This window comes from Bradyrhizobium betae, from assembly GCF_004123905.1.
Classification (GTDB): domain Bacteria; phylum Pseudomonadota; class Alphaproteobacteria; order Rhizobiales; family Xanthobacteraceae; genus Bradyrhizobium; species Bradyrhizobium betae_A.
Window position 1 is genome coordinate 524,195 of sequence record NZ_MZXW01000050.1, and the last position, 24,284, is coordinate 548,478.

Below are 24,284 nucleotides of genomic sequence, written 5' to 3' on the forward strand. Positions count from 1 at the left end.
TGACATGACATCGGCGCCAGCCCCCGCACGCGCGGGTCAACGAAGCCCCGAAGAGATCAGGGCATCGATCATGGAACTGGTGGAGGAATACTCCGCCATCGCGCATGCGCCGAAGCCGTTCGTCGCCGGCCAATCGTCCGTGCCCGTATCGGGACGCGTGTTCGATGCGAGTGATGTCAAGTCGCTGGTCGATTCCGCACTGGATTTCTGGCTGACCACGGGGCGCTTCAACGAGGAGTTCCAGACGAAGCTCGCCAAGCGCGTCGGTGCGCGTTACGCGATGACCGTCAATTCCGGTTCCTCGGCCAACCTGGTCGCCTTTTCGGCACTGACCTCACCCTTGCTCCGCGACCGCCAGGTTCCTCCCGGAAGCGAGGTGATCACGGCTGCGACCGGATTTCCGACCACCGTCAACCCTTCGATGACGCAGGGCATGGTGCCGGTGTTCGTCGATGTCGACATTCCCACCTACAACATCATCCCGGAGCGCGTGGAAGAGGCGATCACGCCGAACACGCGCGCAATCATGGTGGCGCATACGCTCGGCAACCCGTTCGACGTCGGCAAGATCGCCGATATCGCCAAGCGTCATAAGCTGTGGCTGATCGAGGATTGCTGCGACGCGCTCGGTGCGACTTACGACGGCCGTCACGTCGGCACATTCGGCGACATCGGCACGCTCAGCTTCTACCCGGCGCACCACATCACGATGGGCGAGGGCGGCGCGGTCTTCACCAGCCATCCGGCCTTGCGCCGGGCGATGGAGACCTTCCGCGACTGGGGACGCGACTGCTATTGCGATCCGGGCAAGGACAACACCTGCCAGCGCCGCTTCGACTGGCAGCTCGGCGAGCTGCCCCACGGCTATGATCACAAGTACATCTACAGCCATCTCGGCTTCAATCTGAAGATCACCGACATGCAGGCCGCGGTCGGCGTGTCCCAGCTCGAGCATCTCGAAGGCTTCATCGCTGACCGGCGGCGGAACTTCGATCTGCTGAAGAGTGGGCTGAAGTCGCTCGAGGAGTTCTTCATCCTGCCCGAGCCGACGCCGAACAGCGATCCGTCCTGGTTCGGTTTCGTGCTGACGCTTCGGGACGGCGCGCCGTTCGCGCGTGATGCCATCGTGCGCCATCTCAACGAGCGCGGGATCGGCACGCGGCTGCTGTTCGGCGGCAATCTGGTGCGGCAGCCCTACATGATCGGACGGAATTTCCGCGTGCACGGCTCGCTCGCCAACAGCGATACGATCATGAACCGGACCTTCTGGATCGGCGTCTATCCGGGGCTCGGCGACGAGCATATCGGCTACGTGCTCCAGGTGATCCACGATTTCTGCGCTGCCCAGACCCGTAGCGCCTCGTGATGGGAATGACGCGATGAACGGAGCCCAGTACATTGCGGAGTTTCTCGCGCGGGTCGGAAGCGATCGGGTCTTTCTCCTGACGGGCGGCGCCTGCGCCTTCATGATCGATGCGGTCGCGCAGCACCCCAAGCTCAGCTACACCTGTTTCCAGCACGAGCAGGGCGCGGCCATGGCCGCGGACGCGCTATGGCGCGTCAATCACAAGGTCGGCGTGACGCTCGCGACCTCCGGCCCGGGGGCGACCAACCTCATCACCGGCATCGCCACCTCCCATTTCGATTCGATTCCGTCCCTGCACATCACCGGCCAGGTGAACCAGCGCGAGAGCAGCGCATTCCACGGGGCAAACGTGCGCCAGGCCGGATTCCAGGAAACCCGGATCGTGGACATGGTCCGGCCGGTCACCAAATACGCGGTGATGGTCAAGAGCGCAGCCGAGCTGCGCGAAGAGCTGGCCAAGGCCTATTCGATCGCGACCTCCGGCCGCATGGGGCCGGTGCTGATCGACGTTCCCATGGACATCCAGCAGACCGAGGTCGGAGACGACATCCTGCTCCCGTCAAAACTGCCTGCGACGACGGAAGCGCCTGAGCAGGTGCTGGCGGATCTGAAGCGGACGCTCGCCGAGGCGAAGCGCCCGGTCGTGCTCTGGGGCGCGGGCGTGGGGCTTGCCGGTGTCGAGCGGGACGTCGCGGACTGGCTTGAGCGCAGCCGCCTGCCGTTCGTCTCGAGCTGGGCCGGGCTCAGCTATTTCGATCACGATCACCCGGGCTTCGTCGGCCAGATCGGCGTCTACGGCAATCGTGGTTCGAACTTCGTGTTGCAGAACGCCGATGCCGTGATCGTGCTCGGCAGCCGGCTCGACAACCGCCAGCGCTCCGGCAACGCCAAGCAATTTGCGGCCGGCGCGACTGTCCACGTCGTCGACGTCGACAGCGAGGAACTCGCCAAATACCGCAACGACGGCTACCGCGTCAGCCATCTGGATTTCGCCGCGCTGCCGGAGGTGTTGCGCCAGCTCGATGTCGGCCCGCAGGGCCGGGAGTGGAGCGACTACGTCGCCGGGATGAAGCAGCGCTACTACCACAAGGAGGTCAGCACCTCCGCTGCGCGGTTGAACTCACTGTCGCCCTACGACGTGATCCGCCGGGTCAACGAGATCATCGCGGAGGATGCGATCGTCATCGGCGACACCGGCGCTGCGGTGTGCTGGCTCTACCAGGCGTTCAAGGTGAAGCGCCACACTTTGTTCAATCCGGGCGGCAACTCGCCGATGGGCTACGCGCTGCCGGCTGCGATCGGCGCCAAGATCGACCGGCCCGACCGGCAGGTGATTTCCTATAATGGCGATGGCGGGTTCCATCTCAACATCCAGGAACTGCATACCGTCCGGCACAACAATCTCGATATCGCGATCATCGTGATGAACAACGGGTCGTACGGGATCATCAAGCAGTTCCAGGACAGCTACATGCAGAGCCGCTACAGCGCCTCGCGCGACGGCTTGAGCTTTCCTGATTTCGGCGCGCTCGCGGCGGCCTACGGCCTGCGCTACGCACGCATCGAACGTCTCGAGCAGATCGAGCCGGGATTGTTCGAGGGTGGCCCGATCGTGATCGACGTGATGCTGAGCGAGCACACGCTGATCGAACCCAAGCTCGAGATGGGGCGCCCCATCAACGACCAGTTTCCCTATCTCGGCGAGAACGAATATGCGGAAGGCAACCGCTTCGTCGAATATCCGAGACCGGCGTCGCTGCGAACCGTCTAGCGCGGCGGCCCACTCCAAAACACCGGCGGGATCGCGATGCGGATATTCGTGACGGGCGCCACGGGCTTTCTGGGATCATACGTCGCAGAAGACCTGATCGGGCAGGGCCATGATGTCGCCGTGCTGTTGCGGCCGGGCACGAGGCCATGGCGTCTCGGCGCCATCCGGGATCGCCTCACTGTCATCGAGGGCACGCTGGACGATCCGTCCGCGCTTGGGAACGGACTTCGTTCCTTTGCGCCTGATGCCGTCGTGCACATGGCCTGGCGCGGGGTCGGCAACAGCGAGCGAAACAGCAAGGACCAGGTGCGCAACATCGCCGACACCGTGGCGATGGCCGACCTTGCGGCGGATGCGGGTGCAACGATCTTCGTCGGCGCGGGATCGCAGGCCGAATACGGTCCCTATAATCGCGCGATCGCCGAGAGCGACGAGCCGCGACCGACCACGTTTTACGGCATCGCCAAGCTCGCGAGCGGGCTGATGGCCGAGCGCCGCTGCGCCGAGCGCAAGCTGCGCTTTGCGTGGCTGCGCATATTTTCCGTCTACGGCCCGAAGGACAACGAGGCTTGGTTGATTCCGAGTCTGATCAGGACCCTGCGCGCCAATGGGCATATGGCGCTGACGGGCTGCGAACAGCGTTGGGGCTTCCTGCACGCCCGCGATGCGGCTGCCGGCGTTCGGCTGGTGCTCACAAGCCCTGCGGCGCAAGGCATCTACAATCTCGGCAGCCCCGATGCGCCGCAGCTTCGCGATACCGTGAGGCGGCTGCACGAGCTGATCGGCGCGGGCGAGCTCGGCCTTGGCGAAGTGCCGTATCGCCCGGACCAGGTCATGGTGCTTGCCGCGGACATGACGCGGCTGGAAGCCCTGGGCTGGCGTCCCATGGTCGACCTCGATCAGGGACTGCGTGAAACGCTCGCCTGGCACGCGGCCGCTGTACAGGGCGCGAGTTAAGTCCTACGGCTGCGGCCCGTCAAAATTGACGCGCTCGCGCTCGAACACGACGGGCTTCTCGCGGACCTGACCGTAGATCGCCAGAATGTACTCCCCGATCATGCCCATGAAGAAGAGCTGGACACCGCCGAAGAAGAACATCGCGACGATCAGGGTCAGGATCCCGGGCTCGGCCAGGCGCTGATAGAGGATCAGGCCGAGCAGCAGATTGGCGACGGCATAGCCGATGCTCAGGAGCGACAGAAGAAAGCCGGCATACAGGCCGAAGCGCAGCGGAGCCGAGGTGAAGGAGACCAGCCCGTTGAGGCCCTGGTCGATGAGCGCCGCTGCGCGATTTTTCGACAGCCCCTTCTTGCGCGCGCGCCAGGTGTAGGGCACGCCGACGGCGCGGCCGCCGCATTCGAAGGTCATCATCCGCATGAACGGATATCCGTCACGCACCTGCCGCATCCGGTCGACCACCTTGCGGTCGACGAGCTGATAGTCGCCGACGCCGGGCGGCACCTTGACCTCGGAGAAGCGGGTGAGGAGCTGATAGTAGGCGTTGCGGATGCCGCGCATCAGCCGCCCTTCCTCGCGCACGGCGCGGATGCCGTAGACGATCTCATTGCCCGCTTCCCACAGCTTGACGAAGTCGGGCAACAATTCCGGGGGGTCCTGGAGGTCGGCCGGCATGAACAGAAGCACGGCATCGCCGCTCGAGGCCATCACGCCGTTGAAGGTGTTGCGCAGGGGGCCGAAATTGCGCGCGTTGACGATGATCCGCACCGACTTGTCGGCGGCTGCGATCTCCCGCAGGATTTCCAAGGTGCGGTCCTCGGACGCGTTGTCGCAGAAGATGTGCTCGCGCTGGTAGCCCTGGAGTTTCTCGTCGAACACTTTCCGGACTGCTTCGTAGCAATCCCTGACGTTGAGTTCTTCGTTGAAGCAAGGGGTCACGACAGTGATTGTCTTCACGGCTGGCGTCTCACCAAATTGATATCAAGGGGCGCACTGTGCGCCGGAAGGTCGGCCCGCGCTGCACGACGGGTGTGTTTCATCGGTTCCGTGCGAGCACCACCGCAGAGCTGTTCTCAACGACCAGTGACCAGCCTGATCCTGCGGCGAGCAGGTCGTTCACATAGGCCTCGACCTCGGGGGTCGCATCATAGCGGGGGTCGCGGACGAATTGCTTGTCCTTAAACGAAGTATTCGGCCGCTTCCAGATATAGTTGCCGGTTGCGCCGCGGGTCAGGACGATCAGATCTGGCGCTTCGCTGCTAAGCTGCTTGCGCGTCTGCATGTTGGTGTAGACCGCGTTCGTCATGACCGGCGGGAGATAGGTGTAGGCATCGGCCAGGATCTTGGTCTCGGGGGGATAACGAAGCGCGATGAAATTACCGAGCTTGACGGCATCCTCTTCCGGCTTCCCGGAGGCCGCCGCCATGGCGCGCAGATCAAATCCGACCTGGGCAGAGACGCAGGCGAGCAAGAGAATTGCAAATGCGGCGCTGGTCCAGGCCGGCCGGACGAGGCTCTTGGTCAGGTTCTGCAATACGCTCAGCCAGGTTGCCGTGCTGAGCAGAAGGACGAACGGGACGATGTGATAGGTGATGCGGGCCTCGCGATCGTGAACGGAGATCGCCAGATGCGCGGAAGCGACGAGGATATAGAGCGCCAGCACGAAAGCGCAGCGGGTCTCCGCCGACAGGCAGGCGGCGCGCCAACCGATGCGGCGCAGACGGTCGAAGAGAAGCAGCCAGGCCAGGACCCAGCCGCTGAACAGGTAAATGAGTCCGAGTCCGAATTGCTGCTTGAGGGGGATGAGCCATAGCGTCGGATCGGCCGGCTCGACCAGGCCGTGACCCGTGCTGGTATATTTCATCTGCCAGCTAAGGGTTGCGACGAAGGTCGAAAAATCCCTGACCGCATACGGGTTGGTGATGGCGAAGACGGCCACGAAGACCGCGATCATCGCCAGGCCCTGTTGGAAGAGCTGCAGCAGCATCCGAAACGACAACGGGCGGCTTGCAAGAGTGGTCAGAGCGAGCGGAAGAAAGCTGAACGGCAGGACGGCAGCACCAACATATTTCGTGCTGAAGGCGAGACCGGCCCAGAACGCGGACAGCAGCGCGAACCCGAAGGTGGGCCGGACCAGCGAGGTGCCGAGGCCAAGGATGACGAACAGGGTTTGCAGCGTGTCCGGGTGCATCGTGCGGGAAAAGGTCACGAAGTCAGGCATCGACGCCAGGCCCAGGCCCACGCCCAGCGCGACGCCCCTCGGCAATCCGAGATGCTCGCTCAACCGCCACAGCGCGAGACTGGCGAGAACGCCTGCGATGATGGAAATCAAGCGAAGCACGAAGCCGACGAGCTGGGTGTTGACGGTCCACCCGAACCGCTCGAACAACGAAATACAGTAATAGCCGATGGTGTCGTAGAGATTGCCGTAGCTGAAGAACATGTCGGGGTCGAGCGTGCTCTGCTCGAGACTCACTTTCAACTTCGCCACATATCTTGCTTCGTCTAGTCCGAAGGCCTGCACCATGCCGATATTGTCGAGGCCATAGATCGAAGCGATAATGTTCGCCGCGACGACGATGGCAAGCAAGGCAAGGGCATAACCTGTGACGATCCGGTTGATCGTGCTGAGCATAGATTTCTTTCAGTATATCGGGAGCGAATATCGGATCATCGGACCGCGAGCTTGCGCGACTGACGCGCGGCATAATCCTCGGGCGTCATGAGCCAGCCGACATAACCCACGCCGCGGTGCAGCGGGCGTCCTCGCCAGGAGTAGTCGAGCTGGATGTTGCCGAGGGTGAAATGGCGCCAGACACGGGAGGAGTCGGTGGCATCGGGGGCGACGCCACAAGTTTCGGCCGGTTCACCGTCGTTGTGCCGGACCTGTTGACACCAGGTTCCGTCACCGGCCTTTCGAAATGTGATCGTGTAGGTGTCGCCGCATTTGAAGTCAGGCGACGTGCTTGGACAATCGGGGACGAACAGGATGGGCAGACCGCTCAGGGCCCGTTCACGCCATTCGTTGATGACGAATTTCCGATAGGGGCCGAGGAGGAGTGCTGTCACCACGACCGCGACCAGAATGCCTGCGATCGCCATGCGGACATGATTGGTGGTCCGCGTGGTTCCTGTTGGAAGCGGCTGGTCGAGAGTCCCCTGGCTTTGCAGCATTGCCCCGGCTTTCGAAGCGCTCTAAAAGGCCATCCGAGCGCGAAATTGCGATTTCGCCAAATTGGCGTTTTCCACCGAGGGAATCAACTACCGATTGGACGAATAGGACGGACCACGGCGTTCAGTCCATTCGACGGAATCGGCCCGGATATCTCACATCTTGTGCGTTGACGAGGAGGGGGTTTGACGAGCGCGCGACACGATGTGCGAGCCAGGTCGACGGAGCTTGGAGGCGGCGGCCGCTTTCGGCGGTTGATGCGAGGTTGGTCGGCAAATCTGGTTCAGACCATCCTTGGTCTCGTCCAACAGCTTCTGCTGGTCCCGATTTTCCTGCATGTCTGGACGGGGGAGATGCTGGCGGCATGGCTGGTCATCTATGCGGCTGGGAGCCTCGCAGTCGTCGCAGATGCAGGACTGCAATTGCGTGCCATCAACCGGTTTCTTGCCTTCAAGGCCTGTCGTGATTGCGACGGACGGACCGCAAACTACTATGCCGCAATGCTGCGGATCTATTTTGCGGTCGACGTCGGGCTCGGCGTGCTGGTGCTGGTTGGCGCTCTCCTGCTGCCGCCATCCCGAAGTCTCGGATTTCACGAGATGGCTTCATTCGACTTGGCGCTGCTCGTCATGACGGTCGGTGTGCTGCTCGTGCTGCCTGCCAATCTGGTCTCGGGACTCTATCGTGCACGCGGCCGATACAGCCGGAGTGTCTGGTTGCAGAACGGCGCGCTTCTGCTCGGACAGATCGCGCAGCTGGTCGCTCTCGCCACCAACGGCGGTCTGGTTGCGGTGGCACTGGCCTTCGTATCGCCCCAGATCCTGTTGATGATCTATCTGGTCGCGTATGACGCGCCGCGCTTGTTTCCGTTCCTGCGTGCGGGCCGCAGCGGCCGAAGTTGGCGTTGGGCGCTCGGCCAGTTTCGCCGTGCATTTCCCTTCGCCGTCGCGAACCTGTCGGAATTGGCGCTCGTGAATGCGCCGGTGCTGATGGTGTCCGCTTTCGTCGTGGATCGCGTCGCAGTGGCTCAGTGGGGCCTGACGCGCGTGATCGCGAGCTTTCTCCGTGGACTCTGCGCGCAGGTGACGTTGCCCATCGCGGCCGAGCTGGGCCACGACTACGCCATTGGCGACAGGGAGCGGCTACGTCAGCTCTATGCCCGTGGTTCGACATTGGTCACGGTGATCGCCAGCGTGATCGTCGCCGGTCTGCTGCCGTTCTGGCCTGACTTTTTTACCCTGTGGACGCACGGCAGCATCCCCTATGACGCGCCGCTGGCGCACATCTTGCTGCTTGGATCGGCCGCCGTGGCGCCCTCCCTGCTTGCGCTTGCCTTCGCCAATCACAGCAACCGGGGCGGTCTCCTGGTCCGGACCAAGGGACTGCAACTGGTCGTGTTCCTGGTGCTCTCGATTGTCCTGATCCGCTTGCTCGGACCGCTTGGCGCGGCAATTGCCGTCGTTGCGAGCGATCTTTGCGTTCAGTTCGGCTTGCTCGGCTTCGTCATCATGGGAGCGACGTTGCGGCACCCGATCCGCCACACTCTGTTCCTGGCGGCGGTCATGGCGGCCATCGTGCTTTCGGGCTGGGCCATTGGCGTCGGGGTTGCTTCGCTGGCGCCGGGGGCCGGGTTTGCGCACTTCATTGTCGAGTGCGCAATCTGGTCGGCGCTGGTCGCCCTTGTCGCAAGCCCGCTCATGAGCAAGCGGCTTCGCGACGGTCTGATAGCCCGCGTTCCGGCGTAGTGCGGCGATCCACCGCACCAGTGGCTCAGTGTCGCGCCAGCGACAGACGATGCTTCAGCCGCTCCATCATCCGAGCGAACTGCTCGCGCCCGACGGCGGTCGCTTCGACGAACTGCTGCAGCCTTCGCTGACCCGCGATACGAAGCCTGTCTCTGATACCATCGGCCCGGAGCGCGAGGATCGCATCGGCCAGCGATCGCGGATCGTCGTAGTCGAACAGGATGGCGGCATCGCCCGCCTGCACCTTGAACGCCTCGGGGTAGATCACTGGTGTCCCGACCGCCCAGGCTTCCAGCGGCGGCAAATTGGTCGGCCCGAAATAGGTCGGCATCACCAGCGCCGATGCACCGCGATAGAGTGCGCCGAGCTCGGACGAATCGACGAAGCCGATGATGGAGACCTGCTCGGTAAGACCATAATGCGTGATGGCTCGGTCGATATTCTCACGGCTGCCCCGATCGGATCCGCACAGCACGAGCCGTTCGACGATGCCCCGCTCGCGCAGCAGGGCGAGCGCTGCCAGCAGGGTGATGTGGTTCTTGTGCGGCCAGAACTGGGCCGGATAGAACAGATAGCCCGGCTCGAGGCGGTGCTTGCCGAGGACCGCCGCATCGGCCGCACCGTCAGCGGCGGATTGATCGATGTAGGTCGAGGGCGAGAAGGGGATGCAGACCGCACGTTCCCGTTCCATGCCGTAGCGCCGGCACAGGTCCTCGGTCAACTCCTCCGCGTTGACGATCACCAGAGCCGCCTTCACGCTCGCGAGGCCGAACAGGATCTCGCGGCGCTCGAACTCGCCGAATGCGCGAACCTCTGGGAATTCCGGCGCATCGCGATGGCAGCCGTCGAAGATCGTGATGATGAACGGCAACTGATAGAGCAGCAGGTGCCGTTTCGATGTCGAGGTGAAATGTACGACATCGATGCCGTCGCGGACGAGGGCCCGCTCGAATGGCGATTTCAGCCGCCAGGCGATCTGGGCGAGATCGAACGGCCGGCAATATTTGAGGAACAGGAATATGTAGTCCACCACGCTGAACTTCAGCAGCCGGGCCTCGATGCCGAACTGCTTCAGGATTTCCAGCGACTTTGCGTAAGGTGAGTAAACCAGTACTTCGTTGTTGGACTTCGCGGCCCAGTCGCGCAGCCAAAGGACGTCGTTCAGCGGCTGCTGGAATCCGCCGCCGACCTCGACGGCCTGTTCCAGCATCACCGCCAGGCGCAACGGTCTCACGACGCGGCGCTCTTTCTCGCGACCGAATAGGCGGCCCACGTCTTCGAGCCGGGTGCGTCACCGGACAGCCACGCATAGTCGCCGAGAGGTTCAAAGCCGCAGGCTTTGAGCGAGGCGTTGATCTCGAACGGAAACCAATATCGCATCCGATGCGTCTCATCGACGCGACGGATGGTTGCGCGATCCGTGTCCTCGCAGAACAACGTGTAGTTCACGAGAACGGTCGCGTTCACTTCGTCATGATCCGATTGAGCGATCCGGGTGAGACGCAGCGGCTTGCGTTCGATGATCTTGACGCGTGTCTCGACGCCCTGTGCGAGCACGGCGCCGCCGTACCAATAGTCGAAGAAGAACACGCCGCCCGGCTTCAACGCCGCGTGAGCGGTCCTGAACAGCTGCTCGAGTCTTTCGCGGTCGTTCTGGTAGCTCGCCACATGGAACAGCGACACCACGGCGTCGAAGCCGTGCTCCGGACCGGTCTCGCAGGCGTTACCCTGACGGAAGGGAATGCCAAGTCCCGCCTGCTCGGCGCGGGACCTGGCGCGTGCGATCATCTCGTGGCTGAGATCGATGCCGGCGACGCTCCAGCCGCGGCGGGCGAACTCGATCGCATGCAGCCCGGTGCCGCAGCCGAGGTCGAGCATCTTGCCCGGCGCAACGCCGTGCTCGCGCAGGCGCGTCTCGACGAAATCCACCTCCGAGGCGTAGCTCTTGTCTTCGTACAAGAGATCGTACCAGGGCGCGTATTCCGCGAACACCGTCACGCCAGAATCTCCTTGAGAGCCTGCGCCGAGCGCGCGATCTCCGCTTCGGTCAATGCAAGTCCGCTCGGCAGGTAGAAGCCGCGGCGGGCGATGCGCTCGCCGTGCGGGTGGGACTCGTCCAACATGTATCCCATCCGGCGCAGCACGGGCTGTTCGTGCATGCACCAGAAATACGGCCTGGTGCCGATGCCCTTCTTCGCCAGGCGCTGCATCGCCTCCTTGGCGTCGAACGGAACGTCGTCGTCGAGCACGATGCCGTAGACCCAGTAGATGTTGTCGGCGTAGTTGGTGCGGGGGACGGGGCGGCGGATGCCGGCGACGCTTTCGAGATGTTCGTCGTAGAGCCGGCCGATCCGGTGCTTGATCTCGACGGTGCGGGGCAGGCGCTCGATCTGCGCGACGCCGAGTGCGGCCTGCAGATTGGTCATGCGCGCGTTCCAGCCGAGCTCCTCGTGAATGAAACGCTGCTGCGGGAGGAAGCAGAGATTGCGCAGGCTCGCAAGACGTTCCGCCAGGGCGTCATCGTCCGTGAGGATCATGCCGCCTTCGCCGGTGGTGACGTGCTTGTTCGGGTAGAAGCTGAACGTCGAGACGTCGCCGAAGCTGCCGCACGGCGCGCCCCGGTACGTCTGGCCGTGCATCTCGGCCGCGTCCTCGATCACCTTCAGGTCGTGCTTGCGGGCAAGATCGAGGATGGGTGCGAGATCGACCGGCAGGCCGTAGATGTGCACGAGCATGATCGCGCGCGTTCGCGGCGTGAGCGCGGCCTCCACGCCTTCGATCGTCATGTTCCAGGTCGCAGGATCGCAGTCGACTCCAACAGGAACGAGGCCCGCGCGGACCACGGCCGCGGCGCAGCTGATGATGGTGAAAGTCGGGATGATGACCTCGCTGCCGGGCTCGAGGCCCAGCGCGTGCACGGCGATGTCGAGCGCCACCGAGCCGTTGGTCACGGCGACCCCGTGGCGCCGTCCGGCGGTCTCGGCCATGCCCTGTTCGAAGCGCTTGATGAAAGGGCCTTCAGACGAGATCCATCCGGTCCGGACGCATTCCGCCAGATAGGCGGCCTCGTTGCCGTCGAGCAGCGGCGTGTTGACCGGAATGAAATCCTGGCTCACGAGACCGGACCCTTGATCTGAATTTCCGATGCCGCCACTTCGTCGAAGCGGGTCTTGTCGTTTTCCCCGGCATAGGGACCCTGCTTGATCTCGAACATCTCGAGCGGCTCCAGCACGTGGAAGCCGTGGGCGCCGCTGCACAGCAGGATGATGTCGCCCGGGCCAAGCACGCGGCTCTCCAGATAGCGTTCCGCCTCGGTGTAGAAGTCGACCTGAAGCTTGCCCTTCTGGATCAGCAGGACTTCCTGGGTGAAGTGGACCTCGCGCGTCACCTTGTTGTGGCGATGCGGCGCGATGCTCTTGCCCTCGGGGTGGCTCATGAAGGCGAGCTGCTGCGACAGCTCCGGCGGCGAAAAGAAAGTGATGCCAGGCTGGCGGAAGGAAGCCCGTACGATGATCGCGTACAACTGACCATCGAATCGGCATTGTTCGATGCTGTCCACCCGAGTTAATCCCTAAAAAGTGAGAGGTTGCAGTATGTTAGCTGCAGTCCGGGATGACTTTGGCCATTTTCGGGGGTGCCGTCAAGGCCGCCGGCAAACTGCCAAACCTATCGCTTGACGCGCTCAACGTAGTCGAGGATCTCCCGGACGCGCAGGTTGAAGTTGTGTCGCGAAAGTGTCGTCTGCTGCCCCGTTGCGGCGATCGCAAGGCGGGCGCGGTCGTCGCCGAGATACCGCTCGATCGATGCGGCGCAGTCCTCCGGGGTTCGCCAGACCTCGACGTCCCGGGGCGCCTCGAAAAGCGTATTCAGATTCCGCTTGTAGTCTGTCAGCAGGAAGGTCCCGATGCCCGTCGCCTCGAACAGGCGCATGTTACCCGCCTCTTCGCCCGCAATGTCGATGTGCGAGTTCAGCGTGATACGGGACCGTCTCAGCACCTGATACATCTCGGTGCCCCAGACCTCGCCCTGGAAGCAGCGCCAGAGCGGGGACGATGCGGGAAGGGAACTCGGGATGTTTCCCCAGAGTTTCAGGTCGAAACGGTCAGCGATGAACTCCAGCAGTGCAATGCGCTCGCGATGATCCTCCGATACCGAGCCGACGAAGGAGACGTCGACGTCCTGCTCGGCTACGGGGCGCAGCCTGTCAAGGATGACCGGCTCGAACGCGAGGTGACTGACTTCCGCCGCCACGCCCGCGGCGCGAAAGGCCCGGACGACCCGCGGCAATTGGGACAGCATGAGGTCGTACACACCCCAGTTCTCTCCGCGTGACGGCTCGATGCCGACCTGTCCGAGGATCGTCGACACGCCCATCCCCCTGAAGCGCTCGATCAATTTGGTCGTGACGTAAAAGACGTCCTGATTGAGGATGAGATCCGGCCTGAATTCCTCGATTTGTGCGACGAGAATCTGCTGGAGCTGTTCGCTGAGACGCGGGCTGAGCCCGACGGTCCGTGCAAGCGGCCTGAGCATCGGTTTGAGCGGCGCGACGGAGCGTTGCAGCCATCCCGGCAAGCGGTCCTTCCTGCTGCCGGCAACCTCCTGCGACATGTCGAAGGCCATGCCGTGTTCGCGGGCCCAGGCCGATTGAAGCGATACGTTGTTGACGTGAATCTCCGCGGCTTCGTGTCCCTGTGCCCTGAAATTGCTGGAATAGAAGTCGGCGACGCCGAACAGGCTGGCATTTCGCGCCGCCATCTGGTCCGCGTAGGAGGCCGTGGCGAGATCGGGCTCGCGGCCATACAGCCATTTCAGAAAGCGAGGATAGTCTCCGTTCAGGATGAGCACGCGCATGCAGTCTATACTCCCATCACCCCTTGCCGCGCGACGGCGCAAGCCCACGCGCGGGGCGGGATGTACCACAACAGCAGGTTTGCCGTCTGCATTGCTTGGGTTCTTGCACTGATGCCTTAGGAGAGGCCGGGTTTGACGTCTCCAAGCAAATGGCGTGGCGTAATGTACCAAAGCAGAAACAGCAGGGCGGCGCCGTTCGTCACGAGAGCGATAGTGAGGGAGACGTTCAGGAATATTTGAGGAACCATGCCGGCCGACAGGAGGACAAATCTCGATGACAAGCCGGACGAAGCGGTATTGCCGATCGCCACGACCAAGCCGCAGATGACGGCGGCGAGCGGCGCGAGAACGACACCAACGGAAGCGATACCTTCCGTCGCGAACAACGATGCGTTGAAATACCCGATGCCATAGGTCTTCTGCATCACGACCGCCAATGGCTCGCGATAGGGACAGTCGATGAAGGATTTCAGGACATTCACCTGGCAGAAATAGGTCAGGTCATGGTGAGCAAAGAAATCGTTATAGAAGTCGAGCGCGCTCGATGTCAGGGCGATCATCCTGAAATTGACCAAGCTGAAATAAGCAATGAAGTGTTGATAGGAGATGACATCCAGGTCGAACAATCTGGCCAATAGTATGCCGACCAGGATCGGTGCCAAGAGCGACAGGGTCACGACCGTTCTCGCCGCGAAGACCCAGGATCCTGCGGCCAGGATGATCAGCCACGCCGGCGCAAAAAGGGAAAGCTTGCTCAGCGTGACGAGATAAAACATCGCCAGGAGCAGGACGCACAGGCCAGCCCGCCACTTGGCGCCCTCGACGACGAAGAATGCAAAAGCGAACGGCAATAGGACGTTCGAGGTGACCCCAAGGGCATAGGAGAGCCAAACCGGGAATTCGAGTTCGTTGCGGAAACTGTAGATATCGGATAGCGAGACCAACTTCAGGTTGTATAGCGCGCCAACTCCGAGGACTGCGGCGGCGAACACCAATATGCAGGTCAGCAACCTTCTAAAGCCGGTCTCGGAGAGGACCAGCCTCTGTCTGGCGGGGACCGAAAGCAGCATGGCCGGAACGAGAAACGCCAATCCCGACGCGAATGCCGAGGCATAGGCCACGACATGGTCGTACGCGAACGTCGACAGCGGGAGTAGCCAGAAGTACCCCATCAGCATGGTGAAGAAGTAGAAGCCGACGAGATAGCCGAAGCTGAAGCGGCACAGCGCGAACAGGATCGTGAGCAGCGCGAACGGCGCGACGTTCAGTGCGGCCTGCAAAAGTCTATCGCTATTTGCCACGGTCAAGCGCAGCAGCGGTGCGTAGTATTGCACGACATAGGCCATGGAGACGAAGCAGGCGGCCACGTGCAGATAGATGAGGAAGACAGGCCCAAGCCCCTCGTCGCGGCTTGTGTCGACCTCGATCGGGCTGCGGTGAAGAATGTCGCTCACTTGTGCACGGGGGTTGGTTGTCAGCGAGGTCGTGGCCGGCCGGAGCGTCAGCTCCTCCTAACCGCGAAACTGTGGAGAAAGGCGATCGCTCCGAACGCGATGAGGATCGAGGCGACCGCGGCGATGAACAGGAGCGGGAGCCGCCTTGCCCCAACCGGCTGTGGCATGACCTCAGGTGCGAGCGTGACGCGCGTGTTCTTGATCGTCCTCGCGGCGATCTGCGCCTCGAAGAGAGCAAAGGCAAGGGTATCGTGCCGGGCGCGCAACCCGGTGAGATCGCGCGTAGATTGGGCGCGGTCCTCGCTGAGGGTGGCCAGGAGTTCCAGATGGGCCGCGATTTCCCTCCGCAGGCCCTCAATGTTTGCGCTCGTCTTGTCGCCCCTATCAGGCTGCGTGGCAGCCCGCTGGAGTACCGTGCCGCGCTCCACCTCTCTGTCGCGAAGCGAGCTCTCCGCTGCTGGGACTAACCCCGCCAGCCGGTCGAGCATTTTTTCATGGCTCGCGATCTGTTGGTCCACTGCGTCGCTGGTCTGCTTCAGTAGCACCGATCGCGCGGCGGCGGCTTCGCGCATGAGGTCCATACGCTTGCCTTCCTCTTCCACGATCTGGTCGATGATCTTTTGCTGGAACGCCTTGGCGTCTTCGGCGGCGGCCGGATCGACTGTGCTCTGGATGCTCACCGTCTGGCCGATGCTGTCGGCCGACGAATTCTGGAGTGCCCCCAGTGTCGATTGTGGCGCGCCGCTCCTGCTCAACGTCATCAGCGCAGCCGGCACGTAGACCGCCTGGATGCGTTTTGCGAGCAGGTCCGGCGATTCGACGGGCTCCTCCTTTTTATCCGAGAAGAAAGCTCCGATCTCGATCGCCGACCGAACGAGTGAACGGGGTTGGACGAACGCGAAAATGGCTGCGGCCAACAGAATGAAGGTGATTCCGGCGACACCCACGAACGCCGTGCGAAACGACGCGAGTGGTCCCAGAACGGCGATTGCGGCTTTCTCGGTCATGCTGACGAACTTGGATCGAATCCCGGCGCTTTGGAGTGCTCCAATCGTTGTTAGGCGAAACCATGGGGCAAGTCCATTAGGTCGCTTATTCGCGCGGAGAAAACTCGCGGCCTGTCATGGCCTACTGAAATGATCATCCTCGCAAGCGGGGATAGTCGCCGTTCAGGATGAGCCGCGCATGAGGCCTGGTCCCTGGTCACGCCTTGCCGCGGACCTGAGTAAGCCACGGGCTTGGGGTGATGTACCACAGGAGGAAGGTCGCTGCTGCACCGTTCGTGACCAGCAGAATCGAGAGCGGAACATTGAGCAGGGTCTGCACCAGCACGCCGCCCGACAGGATCACGAATCTCGGTGGCAGCCTGTTCGACGTGCAATTGCCAAGCGACAGGACGAGGCCTGCCAGGAGGGCGCTCAGCGGTGTCCAGGCCGTGCCGACCGAGGCTATTCCCTCGGTGGCGAGCAGGGACGCATTGATACTCCCGACCGGGTAGCTCCTGGCCAGGATGGCCGGAATCTGCTCGGCATAGGGGCAGCCGGTATATGATCTGACCAGCGAGATCTGACAGAAATGCGTGACTTCGTGCCGTGAGAAGAAGTCGTTGTAGACGTCGAGCGAGATCGACGGAAAGGCGATCATCCGGAAATTGACGGACCCGAAATAGCCGACGAGGTGAGGCTGCGATATCATGCCGGCATAGTGCAGCAGTGCCACGAATACGCCCACGAGCAGCGGAATCAGCAGCGACAGGATCACGACGCGCCTCGCCTCCATGCCGCTCGTCAGAAGCCACAGGAACGCGAGCCAGAACGGAGCGAACATCGTCGTTTTGGTCAGGGTGATCGGATAGAAGCCCAGGATCAGGAGCAGGGTCGCGCAAGCCGGAATGTTTGCGCCCCGTTCGACAAAGCAGGCGAATGCAAAAGGCAGCAGTGCGCCAAGCGTAATTCCGATCGCGTATCTGAGCGGGGGTGGAAAATCGAGCTGGTCGCGGAACTGGTAGATATCGGCAAGCCCCACCAGCCTGAAATTGTAGTACATGCCGGCGGCGAGCGTGACGATCGCAATCGTCACGATTGCGGCCAGGAGCCCGTTCATGACCTTCGGCGTGAAGCTGATTGGAGGCCTCGCCGGCCAGTTGATCAGCATGGCCGGGATCAGGAAGCCGGCAAGCGAAGCCAGTGCGAATAGTCCGGTCGCCCTATGATCGTAGCTGAACTGCGAGAACGGGATGAGCCAGAGATATCCCAGAACGACCGTGTAGAGATAGAAGCTCGTGAGGTATCCGAAACTGAACGGCGCGTAGGCGAATACGATCGACAGCGCGATGGCCGGCAGCGCGATCAGCGCCGCCGAAACGATCAAGGGCCGCTCGAATGTGAAGATCTGGAGGTAGTCATAGAGATGGATGACGATCGTCAGCGATATGCAGCAGACCACTGCATATCCGATCACGAATGAGAGCAGGCCGCCGTTCAGTTTGCCGGAAGAACTGGGCATCTGCATCGTGTCGCCCTAGGGCCTGTCCGCGCGCTGATCTCCCAAGACGTTCCTTGGTGCAATGTACCAAAGCAGGAACAGGACCAGGATGCCGTGCGTCACGAGCGCGACCGTGAGCGGAACGTTGATCAAAATCTGGAGCAGCAGTCCGCTGGACAGAAGAACGAACCGTCCGGGGAGGCCCGCCGAAGCGCGATTGCCCAGGCTGATGATCAGACCGCAAACGGCGGCCGAAACCGGGGCAAGTGCCGTGCCGACCGAGGCGATGCCTTCGGTGGCAAACAGCGAGGCGTTGAAATAGCCGAGGTGATAGCTGTCGGCCATGAAAACCGAGAGCTGGTCTTTGTACGGGCAGGACATGATCAGCTTGAGCGGCGTGATCTGGCAGAAATGGGTCAGTTCATGGGTCGAGAAGAAGTCATTGTAGAAATCAAGCGCGCTCGAAGGCATCGCAATCATCCGAAAATTGACGGTTCCAAAATAGACGAAGACCCTGTCCGGGACCAAGCCATGCTGATAGAGCACGGCAATCAGAACGCCCGCCAGGATCGGCAGAAGCAGGGAGAGAATGACGGCCATCCGGCATTCGAAATAGATCGACAAAAGTGTAAGAAACAGCAGCCAGCTCGGCGCCAGCAGCGCGACCTTCGTGAGGGTCACGGGATAAAACAGGACGAGCAGCACCAGGCAGATCACAGCCGGCACATACCGCTTGAGCTGGACGAAACAGGCATAGGCGAAAGGAAGCAGCGCGCCCGAGACGATGCCGATCGCGTATTGAAGCCACCTCGGCAGATCGATCTCGTTGCGGAACTTGTACATGTCCGCGGGGCGGGCGAGCTGAAACTGGAACGTCGTGCCGATCACCAGGATGACGATCGACAAGGCGACGATGGCGGCCAGAAGGACGTCGAGCTGCCGTGCCGTCAACGTCAAGAGCCGGGGAGGGGTAGAGCCGACGAACAGGGCCGGGATGAGGAAGGCGATTCCCGAGGCGAACGCGGAGATCGCCGCGGTTCGGTGGTCGTAGGGAAAGGTCGAAAACCTGACCAGCCAGAGGTAGCCGAGAATGAGCGTGTAGAAATAGAAGCCGACGGCAAAGCCGAAACTGAAGCGCCGCAGTGCAAACACGACCGCGCAAAGGGCAAAGGGGATCACGCCAAGGGCGGCAGTGCCGATGAGCTGAAGGCTGTTCGGAGCCAGAGGCAGCAGGCGGCGGTAGTGCTCGATGACGAAGATCAGGGACACGCAGCTCGTCACGATGTGACCGAGGATTGCGAGCCCCAGCCTGTATCGATCGCGCGCAGGCGATTGGGCTGCGGCGACGTCGGGAACGGCATTCATTGGTGGGCGAGAGTGAGCAGGTTGCGTTCTGTGCCTAGTACCATGAAAAACAGATGCAGGAACAAAAACTTGCCCGTCAGAGGGGTGTCACAGGTGCCGTGTGGGCAATATTGTCTTGATCGGCAACGAATTTTTCGAATATACGCTTTGATGTCCGCGCCCTGGAACGCGCAATTAACCGATCCGGCAAGGGACTACCAAGAGGAAGGGCGGATGATCAGATTTGGCTTGCTGGGTTGCGGGCGCATCGCGAAACGCCATGCGGATCTGCTCGGTGGCAATCACATCGAGCGGGCCAGCCTCGTCGCCGTTTGTGACAACGTCAAACCGCGCGCCGATGCGTTCGCGGCAAAGTTTGGCGTCCCGGCCTACGATGATCTGGACGATATGCTCGCGCGCAAGGACATCGACGCGGTCGCCGTCCTGACGCCGAGCGGTATGCATCCGCAGCACGCGATCGCGTGCGCGCGCGCTGGCAAGCACGTCGTTGTCGAGAAGCCGATGGCGCTTCGGTTGCAGGACGCCGACGACATGATCCGCGCCTGCGACGAAGCCGGCGTGAAGCTGTTCGTCGTCAAGCAAAATCGCTTCAACGTTCCGGTCGTCAAGGCGCGCGAGGCGCTGGACGCCGGCAGGTTCGGCCGGCTCATCCTCGGCACCGTGCGGGTGCGCTGGTGCCGGGACCAGTCCTATTACGACCAGGACGCCTGGCGCGGCACGTGGGCCTATGACGGCGGCGTGCTGACGAATCAGGCCAGCCACCACATCGATATGCTGGAATGGTTCTTCGGGGACGTGGTGAGCGTGCATGCGCGGGCAACGACGGCCTTGGTGAAGGTCGAGACCGAAGACACCGCGGTTGCGACGCTGAAATTCCGCAACGGCGCGCTTGGTGTCATCGAGGCGACCACGGCGGTTCGACCGAAGGACCTCGAAGGTTCCCTTTCGATCCTCGGCGAGAAGGGCACGGTTGAGATCGCGGGCTTTGCGGTCAACCAGATCAGGCACTGGAATTTCGTCGACGAGTTGCCGAGCGACAAGGTCGTCATCGAGAAGTTCTCGGTCAATCCGCCCAACGTCTACGGCTTCGGCCATCAGGCCTATTATCAGCACGTCGTCGACTGCCTGTTGCATCAGCGCGCCGCGCTGGTCGACGGCCTGCAAGGCCGCAAGAGCCTCGAACTGATCTCCGCCCTCTACGAGTCGATCGAGACCGGGCAGGAAGTGGCGCTGCGCTTCGAGCCGCGGCGGAGCAAGCTCGGTGTGATCTCGTGAGCGGAAAGCCGCAAGTGCACCAGGTCGCCGTGCGCGACGTCAAATTCGGTGAGCGCGTCAAACTGGTCGAACCGTGCAATCTCTACGGCTGCGAGATCGCGGATGACTGCTTCGTCGGCCCCTTCACGGAGATACAGGCAGGCGTCGTCGTCGGTGCGCGGACCCGTGTGCAGTCGCATGCCTTCATCTGCGAGCTGGTCTCGATCGGGGACGATTGCTTCGTCGGGCACGGCGTGATGTTCATCAACGACACGTTCTCGACCGGCGGGCCGGCCCGCGGCCGCCGCGAATTGTGGCGTTCGACCAAGATCGGCAACCGGGTTTCGATCGGTTCCAACGCCACCATCATGCCGGTATCCATCGCAGATGACGTCGTGATCGGCGCGGGCTCGGTGGTCACGAAAGACATCACCGAGCCGGGCAGCTACGCCGGAAATCCCGCCCGCCGCCTCAAGGGCAAGACTTAAGGGCAAGACCCAGGGAATAGCATTCATGCCGGTACCTTACGCGGATCTCGGGCTCCAGTATCAGTCGATCAAGGACGAGATCGACGGTGCGATCGCTGCTGTCATTCGCGACAGCGCGTTCATCCGTGGTCCCTATGTCGACGCCTTCGAGCGGGAGTTCGCGGCGGCGGCGAGCGTCAAGCACTGCGTGTCCTGCGCCAATGGCACCGACGCGCTTTACCTCGCGATGGCGGCGCTCAAGGTCAAGCCGGGCGACGAGGTCATCACCACCGCGCATTCCTGGATATCGACGTCCGCGATGATCACGCATGCGGGTGCGAAAGTCGTGTTCTGCGATACCGACGGCGAGACCTTCACGATCGACCCCGCGGCGGTCGAAGCCGCGATCACGCCGCGCACCGTCGGCATCATCCCGGTGCATCTCTACGGCCAACCGGCCGACATGGATGCGATCATGGCGATCGCGCGCAAGCACGGCCTCTGGGTCATCGAGGACTGCGCCCAGGCGCACCTCGCCCAATATAAGGGCCAGCCGGTCGGGACCTTCGGGGCGGCCGCGACCTACTCGTTCTATCCGGGCAAGAATCTGGGCGCGTTCGGCGATGCCGGCGCGGTCGTGACGGAGGACGCGGCACTCGCAGAGCACATGACCATGCTGGCCCGGCACGGCGGCCTCGTGAAGCACAAGCACCTGATCGAAGGCATCAACAGCCGGCTCGATGGAATGCAGGCGGCGATCCTGTCGGCCAAGCTGAAGCACCTGCAGGCCTGGACCAAGGCGCGTCAGGATGCTGCGGCGATCTATGATGCCGGTCTCAATCAGCTCGATGGCGTGGAGGTGCCCCGCGTCGCGGCGGATCGCACCCACGTCTACCACCTCTATACGATCAAGCATAAGAAGCGTGACGCTCTCGCTGCGTATCTGGGCGAGAACGGGGTGCAGACGGCGATCAACTACCCGACAGCGCTGCCGCTGCTGCCCGCCTATGCGCGATTGGCGCATCGCCCCGAACAGTTTCCGAGGGCGTTTGAAGATCAGAGCAAGATCCTCTCGCTGCCGATGTTCGCGGAAATCACGCGCGAGCAGCAGGACGAGGTCATCCGGCTGATCAAGAACTTCTAGCTGTCGGCCTCGCTCAGGCGCCGCACGATGTCCCGGTAGCGCAGCGTCGAGGCTTGCTCGCTGTATTTCAGTGCGGCGACTGCCGCCAAGCGGCCTCGTTCAAGCGTCGCCGCGCGATCGGACGCAGCCTCGGTTATCGCTTGCGCGAGCCTGGCAGGATCCTCCGGGGGCACGATCCAGCCGATGTTTTCCTCGGCGACCGCAAGCCCGGCTTCCGCATTCGGCTCCGTTCCAACGATGACGGCGCGGCCGACGGCAAGGAAATTGTACAGGCGGCTCGGAATCGAAACGCCTGCGACGTTGCGCCGGTAGGGGATGGCCCAGGCGTCCGCCGCCGCCAGGAATTCGGCAAGCTGTTCCTCGGGCACCGGATCGAGCAAGGTGACGTTCTCCAGATTCTCCGCGGCCTGAAGCGTTTTCAGCTCGCTCCAGCCGACGCCCCAGCCCGACAGAACGAAGTGGATGTTCGTCTCATGCCGCAACAGCCGCGCGGCTTCGAACACGGTGCGAGGTGCATGCGTGAAGCCGAGATTGCCGCAGAGGCCGACGACGAACTTCGCCGAATAAGGCTTCCTGAAACTGCTGGCGTCGTCGGGGGGGCGGAATTCGATCGGAAGCAATGTCCAGTTGGGCACGAAATGGATGCGCTCTGCTCGGACGCGCGGATAGCGCAGCAGCAGCGGAGGCACGTCACGGCCGATCACGAAGATCGCGTTCAGGGACCTGAACAGCCAGCCATTGGCGAGACGCAAGAGGCGCGTGACGAGTGAAGTCTGCCGGGCCATGCCGGCGGCCACCAGGGCTTCCGGATAGAGGTCGTAGATCAGGAGCGCGGTCCTGGCGCGCCGCAGCCTTGCGGCAAGCGTGATCGAATAGGGCAGCGTGAAGGGGCTCGTGACCGACATCACGACGTCGCCCGGCCGTGCGCGTCTATAGACGGCCCAGAACAGGCGCATCGCCAGCGCAGAGCTTGCGATGAGGCGTCTTGCGAGCGCGTGCTTGGGCGGTTTCCAGTTCGCGATCTCGACGACCTCGGGCGTGCTGCTGCCGGCCGCTGTCGGTCTCGCGGAGCCCGGCGTCCCCGACAGAACGACCGTCTGCATGTCCAGGGCGACGGCGTTCGCGATCGCACCGAGATAGGTCGCCGTCGTGCTCGAATCCGGCGGATAGAACTCCGTCGCGAGGATGAAGTTGGGAGCTTTGTCCACGACGCTATCCGCGTGCCAGAAGCGGCAGGATGAAATCCCGCAGATTTCCACCGGCAAAGAGATGGCCAGGCATTCCGGCGGCGTGGGCCGCTTCGATGTCGGACGGCCTGTCGCCAACCACGAAGCTCTTGCTCGGGTCGACGGGAAACTTGCCCAGGAGGTCTGTGATCATGCCGGGCTGCGGTTTGCGGCGATCACTGCTGCGCCGGTAAGGGGCGACTGACCCGTCCGGATGAAACGGGCAATATTCGAAGGCATCGATCCGCGCATCATGGGCCGCCAGCTGCTCCGCCATCCAGTCGTGCAGACGATGGATGTCGGCCTCCTGATAGAATCCTCTCGCCACGCCCGACTGGTTGGTGATGACGAAGGCGAAATAGCCGGCATCATTGATTGTCTTCACGGCCTCGATCGCGCCGTCGATCCAGCGGAATTTGTCGATCTCGAACAGATAATCGCTGTCGACGTTCAGAACGCCGTCGCGGTCGAAGAAGACGGCAGGGCGCAGCACCTGGTTGATCGCTGTGCTCTCTCGGTTTCGGGGCATTTCGGCTCGAAATTGCGTTCTCTGTGGGGGCGGGCAAGCCGCTGATGCAGCCCGGTCGCCCTGGGCGCTCAGTATCACGATTGTGTTCCAGGTCCAATCTGTCCCTCCGCGCCCGGCTTGCCGGTTTCCGGGCTGTTCCCCGGGGTTGACCCCGGGGGGGCGATATGGCCAAGAAGAAGACCGGGAATGCGCTTCGCTCGGCGGGTGGTGTGCATCCATCCATTATCAATTGCTACGGGAACAAGATTGGCCATGACTCAACGTGTTGCTCTGATCACCGGCGTGACCGGGCAGGACGGCGCCTATCTGGCCGAATATCTGCTGTCGCTCGGCTATGTCGTGCACGGCATCAAGCGGCGCTCGTCCTCGTTCAATACCGCGCGGGTCGATCACCTCTACGAGGACCCGCATGTCGGCAACGTGCCGTTCCTGATGCATTATGGCGACATGACGGACTCGAGCAATCTGATCCGCCTGGTACAGCAGATCCGGCCGA

22 protein-coding genes are annotated in these 24,284 nt (G+C 62.6%); 8 read left to right on the forward strand and 14 right to left on the reverse strand.

The genetic code is table 11. The features are described 5' to 3' along the window. The first annotated feature begins 4 nt into the window (after positions 1–4). From rfbH to B5V03_RS34980, 3 genes are read left to right on the forward strand one after another with little or no spacing between them, the layout of a single operon-like run. Positions 5–1,366, forward strand: coding sequence for a lipopolysaccharide biosynthesis protein RfbH (gene rfbH, locus B5V03_RS34970; RefSeq protein WP_129274905.1), 1,362 nt, complete (start codon positions 5–7; stop codon positions 1,364–1,366). 13 nt (positions 1,367–1,379) lie between these two features. Continuing rightward, positions 1,380–3,137: a thiamine pyrophosphate-binding protein gene (locus B5V03_RS34975; protein ID WP_129274906.1), complete on the forward strand. Its 1,758-nt coding sequence runs from the start codon at positions 1,380–1,382 to the stop codon at positions 3,135–3,137. 36 nt (positions 3,138–3,173) lie between these two features. Continuing rightward, complete coding sequence (locus B5V03_RS34980) at positions 3,174–4,094, forward strand: NAD-dependent epimerase/dehydratase family protein (RefSeq protein ID WP_129274907.1); 921 nt, start codon at positions 3,174–3,176, stop codon at positions 4,092–4,094. Positions 4,095–4,097: 3 nt separating this feature from the next. Here the strand turns inward: B5V03_RS34980 and B5V03_RS34985 are convergent, their stop codons facing one another. From B5V03_RS34985 to B5V03_RS34995, 3 genes are all read right to left on the reverse strand, one after another. Then, positions 4,098–5,051 (reverse strand): glycosyltransferase family 2 protein, encoded by a 954-nt coding sequence (locus B5V03_RS34985; protein ID WP_129274908.1) that lies wholly within the window; start codon positions 5,049–5,051, stop codon positions 4,098–4,100. Positions 5,052–5,130: 79 nt separating this feature from the next. Further along, positions 5,131–6,729 carry an ArnT family glycosyltransferase gene (locus tag B5V03_RS34990; RefSeq protein WP_129274909.1) on the reverse strand — a complete coding sequence of 533 codons (1,599 nt, stop codon included), beginning with the start codon at positions 6,727–6,729 and terminating at the stop codon, positions 5,131–5,133. A gap of 35 nt (positions 6,730–6,764) precedes the next feature. After that, positions 6,765–7,268: a hypothetical protein gene (locus B5V03_RS34995; protein ID WP_129274910.1), complete on the reverse strand. Its 504-nt coding sequence runs from the start codon at positions 7,266–7,268 to the stop codon at positions 6,765–6,767. Positions 7,269–7,619: 351 nt separating this feature from the next. Here B5V03_RS34995 and B5V03_RS35000 point away from each other — a divergent pair, with 351 nt between their 5' ends. Further along, positions 7,620–9,011: a hypothetical protein gene (locus B5V03_RS35000; protein WP_129274911.1), complete on the forward strand. Its 1,392-nt coding sequence runs from the start codon at positions 7,620–7,622 to the stop codon at positions 9,009–9,011. Positions 9,012–9,036: 25 nt separating this feature from the next. Here the strand turns inward: B5V03_RS35000 and B5V03_RS35005 are convergent, their stop codons facing one another. The 9 genes from B5V03_RS35005 to B5V03_RS35045 all read right to left on the reverse strand — a co-directional run bounded on the left by B5V03_RS35005 (position 9,037) and on the right by B5V03_RS35045 (position 19,072). Further along, the gene (locus tag B5V03_RS35005; protein WP_129274912.1) at positions 9,037–10,245 is read right to left on the reverse strand and encodes a glycosyltransferase; all 1,209 of its coding nucleotides are present in this window, start codon (positions 10,243–10,245) and stop codon (positions 9,037–9,039) included. Further along, positions 10,242–11,009, reverse strand: a complete 768-nt coding sequence (locus B5V03_RS35010; protein ID WP_129274913.1) for a class I SAM-dependent DNA methyltransferase — start codon at positions 11,007–11,009, stop codon at positions 10,242–10,244. Before B5V03_RS35010 ends, B5V03_RS35005 begins: the two co-directional genes overlap by 4 nt. Then, positions 11,006–12,127, reverse strand: coding sequence for a DegT/DnrJ/EryC1/StrS family aminotransferase (locus B5V03_RS35015; RefSeq protein WP_129274914.1), 1,122 nt, complete (start codon positions 12,125–12,127; stop codon positions 11,006–11,008). The genes B5V03_RS35010 and B5V03_RS35015 overlap by 4 nt, the downstream gene beginning before the upstream one ends. After that, complete coding sequence (locus tag B5V03_RS35020; protein ID WP_245502433.1) at positions 12,124–12,534, reverse strand: hypothetical protein; 411 nt, start codon at positions 12,532–12,534, stop codon at positions 12,124–12,126. Before B5V03_RS35020 ends, B5V03_RS35015 begins: the two co-directional genes overlap by 4 nt. Before the next feature lie 143 nt (positions 12,535–12,677). Then, complete coding sequence (locus tag B5V03_RS35025; RefSeq protein WP_245502434.1) at positions 12,678–13,907, reverse strand: CgeB family protein; 1,230 nt, start codon at positions 13,905–13,907, stop codon at positions 12,678–12,680. A gap of 74 nt (positions 13,908–13,981) precedes the next feature. Further along, entirely contained in the window at positions 13,982–15,319 is a 1,338-nt protein-coding gene (locus B5V03_RS35030; protein WP_129274916.1) for a hypothetical protein, read from the reverse strand. A 47-nt stretch (positions 15,320–15,366) separates the two neighbouring features. After that, positions 15,367–16,326 carry a hypothetical protein gene (locus B5V03_RS35035; RefSeq protein ID WP_129274917.1) on the reverse strand — a complete coding sequence of 320 codons (960 nt, stop codon included), beginning with the start codon at positions 16,324–16,326 and terminating at the stop codon, positions 15,367–15,369. Between the two features lie 196 nt (positions 16,327–16,522). Continuing rightward, a complete protein-coding gene (locus tag B5V03_RS35040; RefSeq protein ID WP_129274918.1) occupies positions 16,523–17,824 on the reverse strand; it encodes a hypothetical protein in 1,302 nt (433 codons plus the stop codon). A gap of 15 nt (positions 17,825–17,839) precedes the next feature. Next, on the reverse strand, positions 17,840–19,072 hold the full coding sequence (locus B5V03_RS35045; RefSeq protein ID WP_129274919.1) for a hypothetical protein: 1,233 nt from the start codon (positions 19,070–19,072) through the stop codon (positions 17,840–17,842). Between B5V03_RS35045 and B5V03_RS35050 the strand changes: the two genes are divergently transcribed. From B5V03_RS35050 to B5V03_RS35060, 3 genes are read left to right on the forward strand one after another with little or no spacing between them, the layout of a single operon-like run. Further along, the gene (locus tag B5V03_RS35050; RefSeq protein ID WP_245502435.1) at positions 19,046–20,443 is read left to right on the forward strand and encodes a Gfo/Idh/MocA family protein; all 1,398 of its coding nucleotides are present in this window, start codon (positions 19,046–19,048) and stop codon (positions 20,441–20,443) included. The genes B5V03_RS35045 and B5V03_RS35050 overlap by 27 nt on opposite strands. Beyond that, on the forward strand, positions 20,440–20,910 hold the full coding sequence (locus tag B5V03_RS35055; protein WP_129274920.1) for an acyltransferase: 471 nt from the start codon (positions 20,440–20,442) through the stop codon (positions 20,908–20,910). The genes B5V03_RS35050 and B5V03_RS35055 overlap by 4 nt, the downstream gene beginning before the upstream one ends. A 25-nt stretch (positions 20,911–20,935) precedes the next feature. Further along, on the forward strand, positions 20,936–22,033 hold the full coding sequence (locus B5V03_RS35060; RefSeq protein ID WP_129274921.1) for a DegT/DnrJ/EryC1/StrS family aminotransferase: 1,098 nt from the start codon (positions 20,936–20,938) through the stop codon (positions 22,031–22,033). Here B5V03_RS35060 and B5V03_RS35065 read toward each other — a convergent pair. Next, positions 22,030–23,241, reverse strand: coding sequence for a glycosyltransferase family 4 protein (locus B5V03_RS35065; RefSeq protein WP_129274922.1), 1,212 nt, complete (start codon positions 23,239–23,241; stop codon positions 22,030–22,032). The two genes, B5V03_RS35060 and B5V03_RS35065, sit on opposite strands and share 4 nt — an antisense overlap. A 4-nt stretch (positions 23,242–23,245) precedes the next feature. Then, positions 23,246–23,788, reverse strand: coding sequence for a D-glycero-alpha-D-manno-heptose-1,7-bisphosphate 7-phosphatase (locus B5V03_RS35070; protein ID WP_129274923.1), 543 nt, complete (start codon positions 23,786–23,788; stop codon positions 23,246–23,248). 252 nt (positions 23,789–24,040) lie between these two features. Between B5V03_RS35070 and B5V03_RS35075 the strand changes: the two genes are divergently transcribed. Then, on the forward strand, positions 24,041–24,284 hold a 244-nt coding region (locus B5V03_RS35075; protein ID WP_129274924.1), incomplete at its 3' end, for a GDP-mannose 4,6-dehydratase.